The organism is Kosakonia arachidis (assembly GCF_900116535.1).
Lineage (GTDB): Bacteria > Pseudomonadota > Gammaproteobacteria > Enterobacterales > Enterobacteriaceae > Kosakonia > Kosakonia arachidis.
On record NZ_FPAU01000011.1, the window covers coordinates 17,601 to 34,149 of the forward strand.

Genomic DNA, 16,549 nt, shown 5'->3' on the forward strand with positions numbered 1-16,549 from the left:
ATTTTTTAACCTGAACGACGGCGATTACGTGGCGCACCACCACTGCGGCGCGGACCGTTACCTGAGCGCGAACGCGTCAGGCGTTTCGGCGGCGGTAATTCGCTGAGCAATGCATCTGGATTGTATTTGCTCACCGGAATTGAGTGCCCAATATACGTTTCAATCGCGGGCAGGTTTAGCGCGTACTCTTCACAAGCAAGGCTGATAGAACTGCCGCTGGCACCCGCACGACCCGTACGACCGATGCGGTGCACATAATCTTCGCAGTCGTCCGGCAGATCGTAGTTAAAGACGTGGGTAACGGCCGGAATATGCAGACCTCGCGCCGCAACGTCTGTAGCGACCAGAATATCAAGATCGCCGCGGGTAAATTCATCAAGAATACGCAGGCGTTTTTTCTGCGCTACGTCGCCAGTCAGCAGACCAACGCGATGACCATCGGCAGCCAGGTGGCCCCAGATATCTTCACAGCGGTGTTTGGTATTGGCGAAAATAATGGCGCGATCCGGCCACTCTTCTTCAATCAACGTTTGCAGCAGACGCATTTTCTCTTCATTAGAAGGATAGAAAAGCTCTTCTTTAATGCGGTGGCCGGTTTTTTGTTCCGGTTCCACTTCGACATATTCTGCGTTGTTCATCTGCTCAAATGCGAGTTCTCGTACCCGATAAGAGAGGGTGGCGGAGAACAGCATGTTCAGACGTTGTGTCACTGCCGGCATGCGGCGGAACAGCCAGCGAATATCTTTAATAAAGCCCAGATCGTACATACGATCTGCTTCGTCCAGCACCACGACCTGAACTGCAGCCAGGTTAATATGGTTCTGTTTGGTATAATCGATCATACGACCGGTTGTGCCGATCAGAATATCGACGCCGCTTTCCAGCACTTTGAGCTGTTTGTCGTAACCATCGCCGCCGTAAGCGAGGCCCAGCTTCAGGCCTGTTGACTGCGCAAGCGGTTCTGCATCAGCATGAATTTGTACCGCAAGTTCACGCGTCGGCGCCATAATAATTGCGCGCGGCTGGTTCACTTTTCGGTCTTCGATCGCCGGGTGAGAGAGAAGATAATGAAACGTTGACGTTAAAAACGCCATCGTTTTACCGGTACCGGTTTGCGCCTGACCTGCAACGTCACGGCCCGCCAGCGTCAGCGGAAGGGCCAGAGCCTGTATAGGCGTGCAATTATGAAACCCTTTATTTTCAAGGGCTTCGATCACCTTTGGGTGCAGGGCGAAGTCGGAAAACTTCTGTTCAGTTAAATGTGTTTTGCTCATAGTGTGGTAGAATATCAGCTTACTATTGCTTTACGAAAGCGTATCCGGTGAAATAAAGTCAACCTTTAGTTGGTTATTGTGGCATCAATACGTTGCTGTTTTATGCTACACCAACACACCAGGCTTATTCCTGTGGAGTTATATATGAGCGATAAAATTATTCACCTGACTGACGATAGTTTTGACACGGATGTACTCAAAGCGGACGGGCTTGTTCTCGTTGATTTCTGGGCAGAGTGGTGTGGACCGTGCAAAATGATCGCCCCGATTCTGGATGAAGTCGCTAATGAGTACGAAGGCAAACTAACCATTGCGAAACTGAATATCGACCAGAACCCAGGCACCGCGCCGAAGTATGGTATTCGTGGTATCCCAACCCTGCTGTTGTTTAAAAATGGTGAAGTGGCGGCGACCAAAGTGGGGGCCTTGTCCAAAGGCCAACTGAAAGAGTTCCTGGACGCCAACCTGGCATAATCTCAGGTACTGCCGGTGCGCCAGTCGTCCTAATTTTTTAGGATCGCTGGACGCCCGGCTTCTGCCGTGCTAATTTAGTTTTGACTTCGTTTTGAACATACCTTTAGTTGTTTGAACCTTGCATTACCCGATACTTCCCGCAGAGCAATATTGCCGCGACGGAAGTAAACAGATTCCGGGCTTATCACTCATTCCGTCTTATCGTTTCAGTTCTGCGTACTTTCTTGTGACCAGGCACCGATCAGATATGAGTTGATGGCCGTTAACAGGCATGGATGACCCTGCCATACCATTCACAACATTAAGTTCGAGATTTACCCCGAGTTTAAGAACCCACACCATTATGAATCTTACCGAATTAAAGAATACGCCGGTTTCTGAGCTGATCACTCTCGGCGAAAATATGGGGCTGGAAAACCTGGCCCGTATGCGCAAACAGGACATCATTTTCGCCATCCTGAAGCAGCACGCGAAGAGTGGCGAAGATATCTTTGGCGACGGTGTGCTGGAGATTCTGCAGGATGGATTTGGTTTCCTCCGTTCCGCAGATAGCTCCTACCTCGCCGGCCCTGACGACATCTACGTATCCCCCAGCCAAATCCGCCGTTTCAATCTCCGCACTGGCGACACCATTTCAGGTAAGATTCGCCCACCTAAAGAAGGTGAACGTTACTTCGCGCTGCTGAAGGTTAACGAGGTGAATTTCGATAAGCCAGAAAACGCGCGTAATAAAATTCTGTTCGAAAACTTAACACCGCTGCACGCGAACTCTCGTCTGCGTATGGAGCGTGGTAATGGTTCGACCGAAGATTTAACCGCTCGCGTACTGGATCTGGCATCGCCGATTGGTCGCGGTCAGCGCGGTCTGATTGTTGCGCCGCCGAAAGCGGGTAAAACCATGCTGCTGCAGAACATTGCACAGAGCATTGCGTATAACCATCCGGATTGCGTACTGATGGTGCTGCTGATTGACGAACGTCCGGAAGAAGTGACGGAAATGCAGCGTCTGGTAAAAGGTGAAGTGGTTGCTTCAACTTTCGATGAACCAGCTTCTCGCCATGTGCAGGTTGCTGAAATGGTTATCGAAAAAGCCAAACGTCTGGTTGAGCACAAGAAAGACGTTATCATTCTGCTGGATTCCATCACCCGTCTGGCGCGAGCTTACAACACCGTGGTTCCGGCTTCCGGTAAAGTGTTGACAGGGGGTGTGGATGCTAACGCCCTGCATCGTCCGAAGCGTTTCTTCGGTGCTGCGCGTAACGTGGAAGAGGGCGGTAGCCTGACCATTATCGCGACTGCGTTGATCGATACTGGCTCGAAGATGGATGAAGTGATTTACGAAGAGTTTAAAGGCACCGGTAACATGGAACTGCACCTCTCTCGTAAAATCGCAGAAAAACGTGTCTTCCCGGCGATTGATTACAACCGTTCCGGTACGCGTAAAGAAGAACTGCTCACCACTCAGGAAGAGCTGCAGAAGATGTGGATCCTGCGCAAAATCATCCATCCAATGGGTGAGATTGATGCAATGGAGTTCCTCATCAACAAGCTGGCGATGACGAAAACAAATGATGAATTCTTCGACATGATGAAGCGCTCCTAATACAAATAAACCTCAGAAACGCCACGTTTTTACGTGGCGTTTTTCATTTTCGGGCTATACGCTATATGCACCAGGACAGGTATTGTCCAACACTGGCGACGGCTGGATGGCATTTCGAAGGTCAAAACCTTCCATTTGGCTGAAAAGCAAACAATAACGCCTGTGATTGACCTGCATTCTCCTTTTATGGAGTGTGGCAACGTCGTTATACTGCCAGGATCAACATTTGCTGAGAGCATGCATTGTGAGTTTATCCACTGCGATTACTGAATTATTCGGTATTTTCTTGTTTACAACGGTTTTCCTGTTCTTCGCCCGGAAAATGGCGAAGCACGTTGGCCTGGTAGACAAACCGAACTCCCGAAAACGACACCAGGGGCTAGTCCCATTGGTTGGCGGCATTTCAGTTTACGCCGGGATTTGTTTCACTTTCAGCATTACAGACTACTACATTCCCCACGTTGGTCTTTATCTTGCCTGCGCAGGCGTGCTGGCGTTTGTCGGGGCGCTGGACGATCGTTTCGATATCAGTGTCAAAACCCGCGCAGCTATTCAGACGGTCATTGCTGTTGTGATGATGTGGGCCGGCAAACTCTACCTTAGCAGCCTCGGCTATATCTTTGGCTCCTGGGAGATGGTGCTGGGACCGTTTGGCTATTTGCTTACGCTGTTTGCCGTCTGGGCGGCGATTAACGCGTTTAATATGGTAGATGGTATTGATGGCCTGTTAGGTGGCCTTTCCTGCGTCTCGTTTGCGGCGATTGGTATTATTTTATGGTTTGATGGCCAAACCAGCCTGGCATTGTGGTGCTTTGCCATGATCGCGGCAATTCTGCCCTATATTCTGCTCAATCTTGGCCTGCTGGGGCGGCGTTATAAAGTGTTTATGGGCGATGCAGGCAGCACGCTGATTGGTTTCACCATCATCTGGATTTTACTGGAAACGACTCAGGGTAAGGCCCATCCGATAAGTCCGGTGACGGCGTTATGGATTATTGCTATCCCTTTGATGGACATGGTGGCGATTACCTACCGGCGTCTGCGTAAAGGCATGAGCCCGTTCTCACCCGATCGCCAGCATATTCACCACCTCATCATGCGGGCTGGCTTCAGTTCCCGTCAGGCATTTGTGCTCATTACGCTTGCTGCGGCAATACTGGCTAGCATTGGCGTCGTGGCAGAGTATCTTCATTTTATTCCTGAATGGGTGATGTTGGCATTATTTTTGCTAGCATTCTTTTTATACGGTTACTGCATCAAACGCGCCTGGAAAGTCGCGCGCTTAATGAAACGAGTTAAACGCAGAATGCGCCGTCACAGCGCGTCTAAATCAACATTAACCAAGTAAATCCGGGAAAGCGATGACTCAACCATTGTCGGGAACACCTTCAGCGGGTACGGAAAATGAGCTGGATATTCGAGGACTGTTTCGTACTTTGTGGGCTGGAAAGCTGTGGATTGGGGGGATGGCGCTGCTGTTTGCATTGATTGCGCTGGCCTGGACTTTCTTTGCGCGGCAGGAATGGAGCGCAACGGCCATTACGGATAGCCCCACGGTTAACATGCTTGGCGGATTTTACTCCCAGCAGCAGTTTTTACGTAATCTGGATGTGAAGGCGAATCTGGCGCCCGTCGAACAACTTTCGGTAATGGATGAATCCTATAAAGAGTTTGTTGTGCAACTGGCTTCATGGGATACGCGCCGTGATTTTTGGTTGCAGACGGACTATTACAAGCAGCGTCTGGTTGGTAACAGTAAAGCTGATGCTGCGATGCTGGATGAGTTAATCAACAATATTCAGTACACGCCGGGCGATGCGGTTCGCAATCTGAATGACAACGTCAAGCTGATTGCTGAGACCGCGCCGGATGCGAATAATTTGTTGCGCCAGTACGTGGCTTTCGCCAGCCAGCGCGCCGCCAGCCATTTAAACGATGAGCTGAAAGGTGCATGGGCTGCACGTACCATCCAGATGAAAGCCCAGGTTAAGCGCCAGGAAGAGGTGGCAAACGCGATTTACAGCCGTCGCCTGCATAATGTTGAGCAGGCGCTGAAAGTTGCTGAGCAGCATAATATTTCACGCAATGAAACTGAGGTTCCACCCGACGAGTTACCTGATTCGGAACTGTTTATGTTAGGTCGCCCGATGTTGCAGGCGCGTCTTGAGAACTTACAAGCTGTCGGGCCTCAGTTCGATCTGGACTATGATCAAAACCGGGCGATGCTGAATACCCTTAACGTTGGACCTACGCTGGACCCGCGTTTCCAGACTTATCGTTATTTGCGTACACCGGAGGAGCCGGTGAAACGTGACAGCCCGCGCCGTGTTTTCCTGATGATCATCTGGGGTATCGTCGGGGTATTAGTCGGCGCCGGGGTGGCATTAACACGTCGCCGCACACATTAAGCGACGCCTGAGATGAAGGCACGGGGCCTTCATCCTCTAAGACAAAGAGAATCGTTGTGAAAGTACTCACCGTATTCGGCACACGACCAGAAGCTATCAAAATGGCTCCGCTGGTGCATGCGTTGGCAAAAGATCCTGACTTTGAGGCGAAAGTTTGCGTCACTGCGCAGCATAGGGAAATGTTGGATCAGGTGTTGAGCCTTTTCTCGATTGTTCCGGATTATGACCTGAATATCATGCGCCCCGGACAAGGGCTGACGGAGATCACCTGCGGTATTCTTGAAGGGCTGAAACCAATCCTTGAATCGTTCCGCCCGGATGTTGTGCTGGTGCATGGTGATACGACAACTACTATTGCAGCGAGCCTTGCTGCTTTTTACCAACGTATTCCCGTTGGTCATGTGGAAGCCGGGCTGCGCACTGGCGATCTCTCTTCGCCCTGGCCCGAAGAAGCCAACCGTACCCTGACGGGCCATCTGGCAATGTATCATTTTGCGCCGACAGAAAATTCTCGCCGTAATTTGCTACGCGAGAACGTTGCCGACAACCATATTTTTGTAACGGGTAATACAGTGATTGATGCCCTGTTCTGGGTGCGCGACAGTGTAATGAACACTTCTGGCCGCTATGAAGAGCTGGCAGTGCGCTATCCGTTCCTCGATGACAATAAGAAACTGATCCTTGTCACCGGGCATCGCCGCGAAAGTTTTGGTCATGGATTTGAACAGATTTGCCATGCGCTGGCGGATATCGCCGCGCAACATGATGATGTGCAGATTGTTTACCCGGTGCACCTGAACCCCAACGTCAGTGAGCCGGTAAACCGAATTTTAGGTCATGTTGAAAACGTGATCCTGATTGAACCGCAGGATTACCTGCCGTTTTTGTGGTTGATGAATCGCGCCTGGCTAATCCTCACCGATTCAGGCGGCATTCAGGAGGAAGCGCCCTCATTAGGTAAACCAGTGCTGGTAATGCGGGATACGACCGAGCGTCCGGAAGCCATCGAAGCGGGAACAGTAAAACTGGTCGGTACGAATCACCAGCGTATTGTGGAAGAGGTCACGCATCTGCTCCGCGATAACGATGCCTGGCAGGCGATGAGCCATGCGCACAACCCCTATGGCGATGGACAGGCCTGTGGACGCATTTTGCACGCACTTAAAAACAATCGGATAACACTATGAGCTTTACAACCATTTCCGTGATCGGCCTTGGCTACATTGGCCTGCCTACCGCTGCCGCTTTTGCCTCCCGGCACAAACAGGTCGTGGGAATCGACATCAACTCGCACGCTGTGGACACCATTAACCGTGGTGAAATTCACATTGTTGAGCCAGAGTTGAGTAGCGTGGTCAAAGCGGCTGTGGATGGAGGTTATCTGCGTGCCAGCACGACGCCTGTGACGGCCGATGCTTACCTGATTGCTGTGCCGACGCCGTTTAAAGGCGAGCACGAACCTGATATGACTTATGTCGAAGCGGCAGCCAAATCCATTGCGCCAGTACTGACGAGAGGCGCACTGGTGATCCTCGAATCCACTTCGCCCGTCGGTGCAACAGAGCAGATGGCTGACTGGCTCGCTGCGGCTCGACCGGATCTCACTTTCCCGCAGCAGGCGGGCGAGGCGGCCGATGTGAACATCGCTTACTGCCCGGAGCGTGTGCTGCCGGGGCAGGTGATGGTAGAGCTGATCAAGAACGACCGCGTGATCGGTGGTATGACGTCTGTCTGCTCGGCGCGTGCCAGCAATCTGTACAAGATTTTCCTTGAGGGCGAGTGTGTGGTGACCAACTCCCGCACCGCTGAAATGTGCAAACTCACCGAAAACAGTTTCCGTGATGTGAATATCGCCTTCGCGAACGAACTGTCTTTGATTTGCGCCGAACAGGGGATCAATGTCTGGGAGCTGATTCGCCTGGCAAATCGTCATCCACGAGTAAACATTTTGCAACCGGGGCCGGGTGTTGGCGGGCACTGCATTGCAGTCGATCCATGGTTTATTGTGGCGCAGAACCCACAGCAGGCGCGGCTCATCCGTACGGCGCGCGAGGTGAACGATTATAAACCTCACTGGGTGCTGAACCAGGTTAAAGCGTCTATTGCCGATTGCCTGACCGCCAGCGGTAAACGTGCCAGCGAGATTAAAATCGCCTGTTTCGGGCTGGCGTTTAAACCGAATATTGACGATCTGCGCGAAAGTCCGGCGATGGAAATTGCCGGTGATATAGCGCAGTGGCACAGCGGGCAAACGCTGGTTGTTGAGCCGAACATCCATCAACTTCCGGCAGCGCTGAGAAGCCATGCGTCGCTGGTAACGACCGCAGATGCGTTGGCGCAGGCCGATGTGCTGGTGTTGCTGGTCGATCACAACGAATTTAAAGCTGTAGAGAGTAGCCAAATCACGCAACGCTACATCGTGGATACCAAAGGCGTCTGGCGCTAAGACGTAAAGGAGGCAAAATGGCAGTTCACGGAACGTTAGAAGAGCTGGCATGGGAAAACGCCTTTTTTGGCGTGCGCAGTGCGATTGTGCGCCTGCAACCTGCGGCTCCCGTGCTGAGCGTGACGGATTTTAGTGCCTGGGAACGTGTACAGGTAAAGCTGGCGGCGTCGCAAACAGCACAACTGGACGCCTTGCAAACGCTCGGTTTTCAGTTGGTAGAGGGCGAGATCGACTTTTCGCTGACGGTATCGCCGCAGGGCGTTGACCCCGCTGGCGACGTGGCTACCGCCGACGATATTCCTGAATTACGCCGTTTGGCAGCAGGGATCTTCGTGCAGAGCCGTTTTCGTGCTCCCTGGTATGCGGCTGATGCAAGCGGGCGATTTTATGCGCAGTGGATTGAAAACGCAGTAAAAGGCGTATTTGACCATCAATGTCTACTTTTTCGCGGTGAAAATGGCGAAATTGCAGGTTTTGTTTCTCTGCGCCAGCTTAACGAACAGGAGGCGCGTATAGGCCTTCTGGCCGGGCACGGCGTCGGAGAAAAATTAATGCAGGCTGCGTGTCACTGGGCACGACAGCGGCAACTGACTCTTGTGCGTGTCGCGACCCAACTTGGGAATACCGCGGCACTTAAACGATATATTCAGAGCGGCGCGAATATTGAAAGCACCGCCTTGTGGTTATACAGGTGACTCTATGATCCCCTTCAATGCACCACCGGTAGTAGGCACAGAAATCGACTATATGCAGTCGGCGATGGGTAGCGGTAAATTGTGCGGCGATGGCGGTTTTACCCGTCGCTGTCAGCAGTGGATGGAACAGCATTTTCATAGCGCGAAAGTGCTGCTGACGCCGTCCTGTACTGCGTCGCTGGAAATGGCTGCGTTGCTGCTGGATATTCAGCCTGGTGATGAAGTGATCATGCCGAGCTATACCTTCGTTTCCACGGCGAACGCGTTTGTCCTGCGCGGGGCGAAAATCGTCTTTGTGGATATCCGCCCGGATACGATGAACATTGATGAGACGCTGATTGAAGCGGCGATCACCGATAAAACGCGCGCGATTGTACCGGTGCATTACGCGGGCGTAGCCTGTGAGATGGACACCATCATGGATATCGCCACACGACATAATCTGTTTGTGGTGGAAGATGCTGCTCAGGGCGTGATGTCCACCTACAAGGGACGTGCGCTTGGCACTATCGGTCATATTGGCTGCTTTAGCTTCCATGAAACCAAAAACTACACTGCTGGTGGCGAAGGCGGCGCGACGCTGATTAACGATCGCGCTCTGGTGGAGCGGGCGGAAATTATCCGCGAGAAAGGCACTAACCGCAGCCAGTTTTTCCGTGGGCAGGTGGATAAATACACCTGGCGGGATATCGGTTCCAGTTACCTGATGGCGGATTTGCAGGCGGCTTATCTCTGGGCGCAGCTGGAAGCGGCAGATCGCATTAATCAGCAACGCCTGTCGCTGTGGCAAACCTACTATGACGCGCTGTTACCACTGGCGCGCGCCGGGCGTATTACGTTGCCGACCATTCCGGCAGATTGTGGCCATAATGCGCACATGTTTTACATCAAGCTGCATGATGAAGCCGATCGTCGTGCGCTGATCGCTTTCCTGAAAGAGGCGGAGATCCTGGCCGTATTCCATTATATTCCGCTACATGCGTCGCCTGCCGGAGAAAAATTTGGCGAATTCCACGGCGAAGATCGCTACACCACGGTGGAAAGTGAGCGTTTGCTTCGCCTGCCGCTGTTTTACAATCTGGCGCCAGTTAACCAGCGCACAGTTATCAGCACTCTTCTGAGCTATTTCCGCTGACATGTCGCTGGCAAAAGCATCGGTATGGACTGCGACAAGCACGCTGGTCAAAATTGGCGCGGGCTTGCTGGTGGTCAAACTTTTGGCAGTATCCTTTGGGCCGTCAGGTGTCGGGCAGGCTGGTAACTTCCGCCAGTTAATTACCGTGTTGGGCGTAATGGCTGGCGCCGGGATCTTCAATGGCGTTACTAAATTCGTCGCCCAGTATCACGATGATCCGGCGCGGCTGCGTGCGGTTGTTGGCACGTCGTCAACCATGGTGCTTGGTTTCTCAACCCTGCTGGCGCTCGTTTTTTTGCTTGCCGCTGCGCCTGTCAGCCAAGGGTTATTTGGCCATCCTGATTTTCAGGGGCTGGTGCGGCTGGTGGCGCTGGTACAGTTTGGTATTGCATGGGCGAACTTGCTGCTGGCGGTGATGAAAGGTTTCCGCGATGCCGCCAGCAATGCGCTGTCGCTGATTATTGGTAGCGTGGTTGGCGTGCTGGCCTGGTATCTCTGTTTCCGGCTTGGTGGTTACCAGGGGGCCTTACTGGGAATGGCGCTGGTTCCGGCGCTGGTGATAATTCCGGCCGTGTTGCTACTGATTCGACGTGGTTCGGTGCCGCTGGCGTACTTCGCACCGCGCTGGGACAATGGCTTAGCCGGTCAGCTCAGCAAATTTACGCTGATGGCGCTGATTACATCGGTAACGTTGCCGCTGGCCTATGTGATGATGCGAAATCTGCTGGCGGCGCATTATAGCTGGGAAGAGGTGGGGATCTGGCTGGGGGTGAGCAGCATTTCCGATGCCTATCTTCAGTTTATTACCGCTTCATTTAGTGTCTATCTGCTACCGACTTTATCGAGGCTGGCGACAAAAGAGGCGATTTCGCGCGAAATCGTGAAATCGCTGCGCTTTGTGTTGCCAGCGGTGGCGGCGGTGAGCCTGACGGTCTGGCTACTGCGCGATGTGGCGATCTGGTTGCTGTTTTCTGACAAGTTCACCGCTATGCGCGGTCTCTTTGCCTGGCAACTGGTCGGGGATGTACTGAAAGTGGGCGCTTACGTTTTTGGTTACCTGGTGATTGCCAAAGCGTCGCTACGCTTCTACATTCTGGCAGAAATCAGCCAGTTCACTCTGCTTACGCTGTTCTCGCGCTGGCTTATCCCCGCGCACGGTGCTGCCGGTGCGGCACAGGCTTATATGGCAACTTACATTATTTATTTCGCCCTCTGTTGTGGCGCGTTTTTGATTTGGCGAAAAAAAGCATGACTGCACTGATTCATGTACTGGGATCGGATATCCCACACCATAACCAGACCGTATTGCGCTTCTTTAACGATCATCTTGCTGCGTCGGGTACACATGCTCGCGAGTTTATGATTGCCAGCAGCGACAGGGACATAGGTGCGGAATATCCGGCGCTGACGCTGCACTTTTATGCGGACAAAAAGGCGCTGGCAAAAGCTGTCGTTGTGCGTGCAAAAGCGGATCGGCAACAGCGTTTTTTCTTCCACGGCCAGTTTAATTTCAGCCTGTGGCTGGCGTTATTGCGCGGCGCTATCAAACGCGAGCAATTTTACTGGCATGTTTGGGGTGCTGATCTATACGAAGTCTCGCACAGCCTCAAGTTCCGTCTTTTTTATCCGCTGCGCAGGCTGGCTCAGAGCCGCGTAGGCTGCGTTTTTGCGACCCGGGGCGATCTGTCGTGGTACGGGAAACGTCATCCCACGGTGCGCGGGGAGTTGCTCTATTTCCCGACGCGTATGGATCCCGCGCTGAATACCATAGCGCATGAGTTGCAGCGGGAAGGCAAGCTGACGATTCTGGTGGGTAACTCCGGTGATCCGAGTAATGAACATATTGCCGCGCTGGAGGCTATTCACCGCCAGTTCGGCGATACGGTGAACATCATTGTGCCGATGGGCTACCCGGCCAATAATGACAGTTATATTGATGCGGTCAGCCGCGCCGGTCTGACATTATTCAGCGCCGAAAACCTGTGTATTCTGCGTGAGAAAATGGCCTTTGATGACTATCTGTCGCTGCTTGGGCGGTGCGATCTGGGGTATTTTATTTTTGCCCGCCAGCAGGGGATCGGTACGCTTTGTCTGCTGATTCAGGCTGGGGTGCCGTGCGTGCTTAACCGGGAAAATCCGTTCTGGCGTGATATGGTGGCCGAAGATATTCCGGTACTGTTTACTGGGGATGCATTGAATGAGACGGTGATTCGTGAAGCCCGGCGGCAATTGATCGCAGTGGATAAAAACGCCATCACTTTCTTCAGTCCAAACTATATTGCGCTCTGGCATAAGGCGCTGCGCAATGCTGCGGGAATCGCTGGATGAGTCCACTTGAGTTTTGCGGTCTGTTGATCCTCTGGTTGGTGGCAACGCTATTTATCGCCACGCTGACCTGGTTTGAGTTTCGCCGGGTACGGTTCAATTTTAACGTCTTCTTTTCACTGCTTTTTTTGTTGACGTTTTTCTTTGGTTTCCCGCTCACCAGCACCCTGGTGTTCCGCTTTAACGTCGGTGTAGCGCCGCCGGGCGTGATGATGCAGTCACTGCTGGCCGCGGCCTGTTTCTACGCGATTTATTATGTGACGTACAAAACCCGGCTGCGGGCGAAAAGTGAGCAGGTATCGCGCCGTCCACTGTTCACCATTAATCGGGTTGAGGCGCACCTGACGTGGATCATGCTGATGGTTATCGCGCTGGTCAGCGTGGGCATTTTCTTCATGCACAACGGGTTTTTGCTGTTCCGTCTGCACTCCTATAGCCAGATCTTCTCCAGCGAAGTTTCCGGCGTCGCATTGAAACGTTTCTTTTACTTCTTTATTCCGGCCATGCTGGTGGTCTATTTTTTGCGGCAGAGCACGCAGGCGTGGCTGTTTTTCCTCGTCAGCACGGTCGCATTCGGTTTGTTGACGTACATGATCGTCGGCGGCACACGTGCCAATATTATTATCGCTTTTGCTATCTTCCTGTTTATCGGCATTATTCGTGGCTGGATCTCGCTGTGGATGCTGGCTGCCGCGGGTGTGCTGGGTATTGTTGGGATGTTCTGGCTGGCATTGAAGCGCTATGGGCTTAATGTCAGCGGTGATGAAGCTTTTTACACTTTCTTGTATCTGACCCGCGATACCTTTTCTCCCTGGGAAAATCTGTCTCTGCTGCTGCAAAACTATGACAAGATCGATTTTCAGGGGCTGGCGCCGATTGTGCGCGATTTCTACGTTTTCGTCCCTTCCTGGCTGTGGCATGGCCGCCCGAGTATCGTGCTGAACTCGGCGAATTACTTTACCTGGGAAGTATTGAATAACCACTCCGGGCTGGCTATCTCTCCGACACTTATTGGATCGCTGGTGGTGATGGGGGGTGTCTGGTTTATCCCGTTCGGTGCGGTGGTAGTGGGTCTTATCATTAAGTGGTTTGACTGGGTATATAAACTTGGCAATCGGGAAACAAATCGCTATAAAGCGGCGATCCTGCACAGTTTCTGTTTTGGCGCTATCTTCAATATGATCGTGCTGGCGCGTGAGGGACTGGATGCTTTTGTTTCCCGCGTGGTGTTCTTCCTCGTCGTTTTCGGTTTCTGCTTGCTGATGGCGAAATTGCTGTACTGGTTGTTTGATAGCGCTGGCCTGATACGTAATCGCAGTGCGCGCGCGGTGAACCCCCTTTCCCAGTTGTAAAAAGGAATAACATGACGGACAAGACGGCAGCGCCGCTGTATGACCTGCGCGGTCTGAAACTCATTGGCTGGCGCGATATGCAGCACGCGCTGGATTATCTCTATGCTGACGGCGAAATAAAACGTGGCACGCTGGTGGCAATGAACGCCGAAAAACTGCTGACCGTGGAAGATGATCCCTTGGTGCGTGCGCTGATTGAGGCAGCGGAGTTTAAATATGCTGACGGTATCAGCGTGGTTCGCTCTCTGCGCAAGAAATTTCCGCAGGCGCAGGTCTCACGCGTTGCTGGCGCCGATCTTTGGGAACATTTAATGATGCGCGCCGGGCAGTCAGGTACGCCTGTATTCCTGGTGGGGGGAAAACCTGAGGTGCTGGCGCAAACGGAGCAGAAATTGCGTGCACAGTGGCAGGTCAATATCGTGGGTAGCCAGAATGGTTATTTTACGGCGGATCAGCGTGAGGCACTGTTTGCTCGTATCCGGGACAGCGGTGCGAAAATTGTCACCGTTGCTATGGGATCGCCGCGACAGGAGATTTTTATGCGTGACTGCCGCGCTGTTTACGCCGACGCTTTGTTTATGGGGGTGGGCGGGACGTATGACGTCTTTACCGGACATGTAAAGCGTGCGCCGAAGATCTGGCAGCAACTGGGGCTGGAGTGGCTCTACCGCTTGCTTTCGCAGCCTACGCGGCTCAAGCGTCAGCTCCGCTTACTGCGTTATTTACGTTGGCACTATAGCGGAAAATTCTGATCTTATCAGGCAGCGTTTCACGCTGCCGCTTTCCTTTCAACTGCTGTTTTATTGTGCATCGGGTCGATTTTTCTTATACATCGTTTGCCATTTCCCGCAATTTAAGAAACCATTCGCTCACTCATTTGCAGTGTCGCGGCGTTTTTGTGCCAGCCATTTCCGGGCCGGTACAGCATGGCCTGTTATGAGTCGAGGAAAAACGCATAACAATAATCCGCGGAGCGGGTAAGAAAGAAGCAAACACAACAGAGGATTTATGGCTGAAAATAAACCGGAGCTTCAGCGCGGTCTGGAGTCTCGTCATATCGAATTAATCGCCCTGGGCGGCACCATCGGCGTAGGGTTGTTTATGGGGGCTGCCAGTACGCTTAAGTGGGCGGGCCCATCAGTATTGCTGGCGTATATCATCGCCGGCCTTTTCGTCTTTTTTATCATGCGTTCAATGGGTGAGATGCTGTTTCTTGAGCCGGTAGCCGGTTCCTTTGCCGTCTACGCACATCGTTATATGAGCCCCTTCTTTGGCTATCTGACGGCCTGGTCCTACTGGTTTATGTGGATGGCGGTGGGGATCTCGGAAATTACCGCCATCGGCGTCTATATCCAGTTCTGGTTCCCCGAGCTTGCTCAGTGGATCCCAGCGTTGATTGCGGTGGCACTGGTGGCGCTGGCCAACCTTGCGGCCGTACGTCTTTATGGCGAAATTGAATTCTGGTTTGCCATGATTAAAGTCACCACCATCATCGTGATGATTATTGTTGGCCTTGGCGTGATCTTTTTCGGTTTTGGCAACGGCGGTCATTCGATTGGCTTTGGCAATCTGACCGAACATGGTGGCTTCTTTGCCGGTGGCTGGAAAGGCTTCTTAACCGCGCTCTGTATTGTGGTCGCCTCTTACCAGGGTGTTGAGCTTATCGGTATTACTGCCGGTGAAGCTAAAAATCCGCAGGTAACACTGCGTAGTGCGGTCAGCAAGGTGCTGTGGCGTATCCTGATTTTCTATGTGGGGGCCATCTTCGTTATCGTCACCATCTTCCCATGGAATGAAATCGGCACCAACGGCAGCCCGTTTGTGCTGACGTTTGCCAAAATCGGTATTACCGCAGCGGCAGGCATCATCAACTTTGTGGTACTGACGGCTGCGCTCTCGGGTTGTAACAGCGGCATGTACAGCTGCGGTCGTATGCTTTACGCGCTGGCGAAGAACCGTCAGTTGCCGTCTGCGGTGGCGAAAGTGTCTAAAAGCGGCGTTCCGGCTGCGGGCGTGACTATCTCTATTATTATTCTGCTGATCGGTTCGTGCCTGAACTACATTATTCCTAACCCACAGCGCGTGTTTGTTTATGTCTATAGTGCCAGCGTATTGCCGGGTATGGTGCCATGGTTCGTGATTCTGATTAGCCAGTTGCGTTTTCGTAAAGCGCACAAAGCGGCGATGGTCACGCATCCGTTCCGCTCAATGCTGTTCCCGTGGGCGAACTGGCTGACCATGGCATTCCTGGCGTGCGTGTTGATTGGTATGGGATTCAATGACGATACCCGTATGTCGCTGTTTGTCGGCATTATCTTCCTTGCCGTAGTCACCGCGGCGTATAAGGTATTTGGCCTCAATGGACACGCGGTTACGCGTCAGGTGGGTGAATAAGAGTCAAAATGCGCAAAGCATAACCAAACGCGCATTTTCTTAAAAAAAGCACTAGACAGCCGCGCCCGAAGTCCGTACTATCCACCCCCGCAACGGCGCTACGCGCCCGTAGCTCAGCTGGATAGAGCGCTGCCCTCCGGAGGCAGAGGTCTCAGGTTCGAATCCTGTCGGGCGCGCCATTTAAACCCGGCGCTTGAGCTGCGGTGGTTCGTGATTGGTCACGATACCGCGTGAAAAGATTTACAGTGGTGGCTATAGCTCAGTTGGTAGAGCCCTGGATTGTGATTCCAGTTGTCGTGGGTTCGAGTCCCATTAGCCACCCCATTATTTGGCAGTACAAGTTTCGTGGAATGCGAAGGTGGCGGAATTGGTAGACGCGCTAGCTTCAGGTGTTAGTGTCCTTACGGACGTGGGGGTTCAAGTCCCCCCCCTCGCACCACAAC

The 16,549-nt window shown here is 52.7% G+C and carries 14 protein-coding genes and 3 tRNA genes; 16 read left to right on the forward strand and 1 reads right to left on the reverse strand.

Going from position 1 to position 16,549, the window contains the following annotated elements:
* Nucleotides 1-5 precede the first annotated feature (5 nt).
* Nucleotides 6-1,274 (reverse strand): ATP-dependent RNA helicase RhlB, encoded by a 1,269-nt coding sequence (gene rhlB, locus BM427_RS23300; protein WP_090126581.1) that lies wholly within the window; start codon nt 1,272-1,274, stop codon nt 6-8.
* Nucleotides 1,275-1,418: 144 nt separating this feature from the next.
* Here rhlB and trxA point away from each other — a divergent pair, with 144 nt between their 5' ends.
* The 16 genes from trxA to BM427_RS23380 all read left to right on the forward strand — a co-directional run bounded on the left by trxA (nt 1,419) and on the right by BM427_RS23380 (nt 16,545).
* Nucleotides 1,419-1,748 (forward strand): thioredoxin TrxA, encoded by a 330-nt coding sequence (gene trxA, locus BM427_RS23305; RefSeq protein WP_090126584.1) that lies wholly within the window; start codon nt 1,419-1,421, stop codon nt 1,746-1,748.
* A gap of 343 nt (nt 1,749-2,091) precedes the next feature.
* Nucleotides 2,092-3,351 (forward strand): transcription termination factor Rho, encoded by a 1,260-nt coding sequence (gene rho / locus BM427_RS23310; RefSeq protein ID WP_004386383.1) that lies wholly within the window; start codon nt 2,092-2,094, stop codon nt 3,349-3,351.
* Nucleotides 3,352-3,595: 244 nt separating this feature from the next.
* The gene (wecA, locus tag BM427_RS23315; RefSeq protein ID WP_090126587.1) at nt 3,596-4,699 is read left to right on the forward strand and encodes a UDP-N-acetylglucosamine--undecaprenyl-phosphate N-acetylglucosaminephosphotransferase; all 1,104 of its coding nucleotides are present in this window, start codon (nt 3,596-3,598) and stop codon (nt 4,697-4,699) included.
* Nucleotides 4,700-4,712: 13 nt separating this feature from the next.
* Nucleotides 4,713-5,759 (forward strand): ECA polysaccharide chain length modulation protein, encoded by a 1,047-nt coding sequence (gene wzzE / locus BM427_RS23320; protein WP_090126590.1) that lies wholly within the window; start codon nt 4,713-4,715, stop codon nt 5,757-5,759.
* Between the two features lie 56 nt (nt 5,760-5,815).
* The gene (gene wecB, locus BM427_RS23325) at nt 5,816-6,946 is read left to right on the forward strand and encodes a non-hydrolyzing UDP-N-acetylglucosamine 2-epimerase (protein WP_090126593.1); all 1,131 of its coding nucleotides are present in this window, start codon (nt 5,816-5,818) and stop codon (nt 6,944-6,946) included.
* Nucleotides 6,943-8,205: a UDP-N-acetyl-D-mannosamine dehydrogenase gene (gene wecC, locus BM427_RS23330; RefSeq protein ID WP_090126596.1), complete on the forward strand. Its 1,263-nt coding sequence runs from the start codon at nt 6,943-6,945 to the stop codon at nt 8,203-8,205. The genes wecB and wecC overlap by 4 nt, the downstream gene beginning before the upstream one ends.
* 17 nt (nt 8,206-8,222) lie before the next feature.
* On the forward strand, nt 8,223-8,900 hold the full coding sequence (rffC, locus tag BM427_RS23335) for a dTDP-4-amino-4,6-dideoxy-D-galactose acyltransferase (RefSeq protein ID WP_090126601.1): 678 nt from the start codon (nt 8,223-8,225) through the stop codon (nt 8,898-8,900).
* Between the two features lie 4 nt (nt 8,901-8,904).
* On the forward strand, nt 8,905-10,035 hold the full coding sequence (gene rffA / locus BM427_RS23340) for a dTDP-4-amino-4,6-dideoxygalactose transaminase (RefSeq protein ID WP_090126604.1): 1,131 nt from the start codon (nt 8,905-8,907) through the stop codon (nt 10,033-10,035).
* 1 nt (nt 10,036) lies between these two features.
* Nucleotides 10,037-11,287, forward strand: coding sequence for a lipid III flippase WzxE (gene wzxE, locus BM427_RS23345; protein WP_090126607.1), 1,251 nt, complete (start codon nt 10,037-10,039; stop codon nt 11,285-11,287).
* Nucleotides 11,284-12,363, forward strand: coding sequence for a TDP-N-acetylfucosamine:lipid II N-acetylfucosaminyltransferase (locus BM427_RS23350; protein WP_090126609.1), 1,080 nt, complete (start codon nt 11,284-11,286; stop codon nt 12,361-12,363). The genes wzxE and BM427_RS23350 overlap by 4 nt, the downstream gene beginning before the upstream one ends.
* Nucleotides 12,360-13,712, forward strand: coding sequence for an ECA oligosaccharide polymerase (gene wzyE / locus BM427_RS23355; RefSeq protein ID WP_090126612.1), 1,353 nt, complete (start codon nt 12,360-12,362; stop codon nt 13,710-13,712). Before BM427_RS23350 ends, wzyE begins: the two co-directional genes overlap by 4 nt.
* An 11-nt stretch (nt 13,713-13,723) precedes the next feature.
* Nucleotides 13,724-14,464, forward strand: coding sequence for a lipopolysaccharide N-acetylmannosaminouronosyltransferase (wecG, locus tag BM427_RS23360; protein WP_090126615.1), 741 nt, complete (start codon nt 13,724-13,726; stop codon nt 14,462-14,464).
* 256 nt (nt 14,465-14,720) lie between these two features.
* The gene (gene thrP, locus BM427_RS23365; protein ID WP_090126618.1) at nt 14,721-16,106 is read left to right on the forward strand and encodes a bifunctional threonine/serine APC transporter ThrP; all 1,386 of its coding nucleotides are present in this window, start codon (nt 14,721-14,723) and stop codon (nt 16,104-16,106) included.
* Nucleotides 16,107-16,208: 102 nt separating this feature from the next.
* Nucleotides 16,209-16,285, forward strand: a tRNA-Arg gene (locus BM427_RS23370).
* Nucleotides 16,286-16,354: 69 nt separating this feature from the next.
* Nucleotides 16,355-16,430, forward strand: a tRNA-His gene (locus BM427_RS23375).
* Between the two features lie 28 nt (nt 16,431-16,458).
* Nucleotides 16,459-16,545 (forward strand) — tRNA-Leu (locus BM427_RS23380).
* Nucleotides 16,546-16,549: the final 4 nt, after the last annotated feature.

What these genes read in the sequence shown, in the direction of transcription:
- rhlB (WP_090126581.1), bottom strand. Translation starts at nt 1,274, where the DNA reads ATGAGCAAAACACATTTAACTGAACAGAAGTTTTCCGACTTCGCCCTG.
- trxA (WP_090126584.1), top strand. Translation starts at nt 1,419, where the DNA reads ATGAGCGATAAAATTATTCACCTGACTGACGATAGTTTTGACACGGAT.
- rho (WP_004386383.1), top strand. Translation starts at nt 2,092, where the DNA reads ATGAATCTTACCGAATTAAAGAATACGCCGGTTTCTGAGCTGATCACT.
- wzzE (WP_090126590.1), top strand. Translation starts at nt 4,713, where the DNA reads ATGACTCAACCATTGTCGGGAACACCTTCAGCGGGTACGGAAAATGAG.
- wecC (WP_090126596.1), top strand. Translation starts at nt 6,943, where the DNA reads ATGAGCTTTACAACCATTTCCGTGATCGGCCTTGGCTACATTGGCCTG.
- rffC (WP_090126601.1), top strand. Translation starts at nt 8,223, where the DNA reads ATGGCAGTTCACGGAACGTTAGAAGAGCTGGCATGGGAAAACGCCTTT.
- rffA (WP_090126604.1), top strand. Translation starts at nt 8,905, where the DNA reads ATGATCCCCTTCAATGCACCACCGGTAGTAGGCACAGAAATCGACTAT.
- wzxE (WP_090126607.1), top strand. Translation starts at nt 10,037, where the DNA reads ATGTCGCTGGCAAAAGCATCGGTATGGACTGCGACAAGCACGCTGGTC.
- BM427_RS23350 (WP_090126609.1), top strand. Translation starts at nt 11,284, where the DNA reads ATGACTGCACTGATTCATGTACTGGGATCGGATATCCCACACCATAAC.
- wzyE (WP_090126612.1), top strand. Translation starts at nt 12,360, where the DNA reads ATGAGTCCACTTGAGTTTTGCGGTCTGTTGATCCTCTGGTTGGTGGCA.
- wecG (WP_090126615.1), top strand. Translation starts at nt 13,724, where the DNA reads ATGACGGACAAGACGGCAGCGCCGCTGTATGACCTGCGCGGTCTGAAA.
- thrP (WP_090126618.1), top strand. Translation starts at nt 14,721, where the DNA reads ATGGCTGAAAATAAACCGGAGCTTCAGCGCGGTCTGGAGTCTCGTCAT.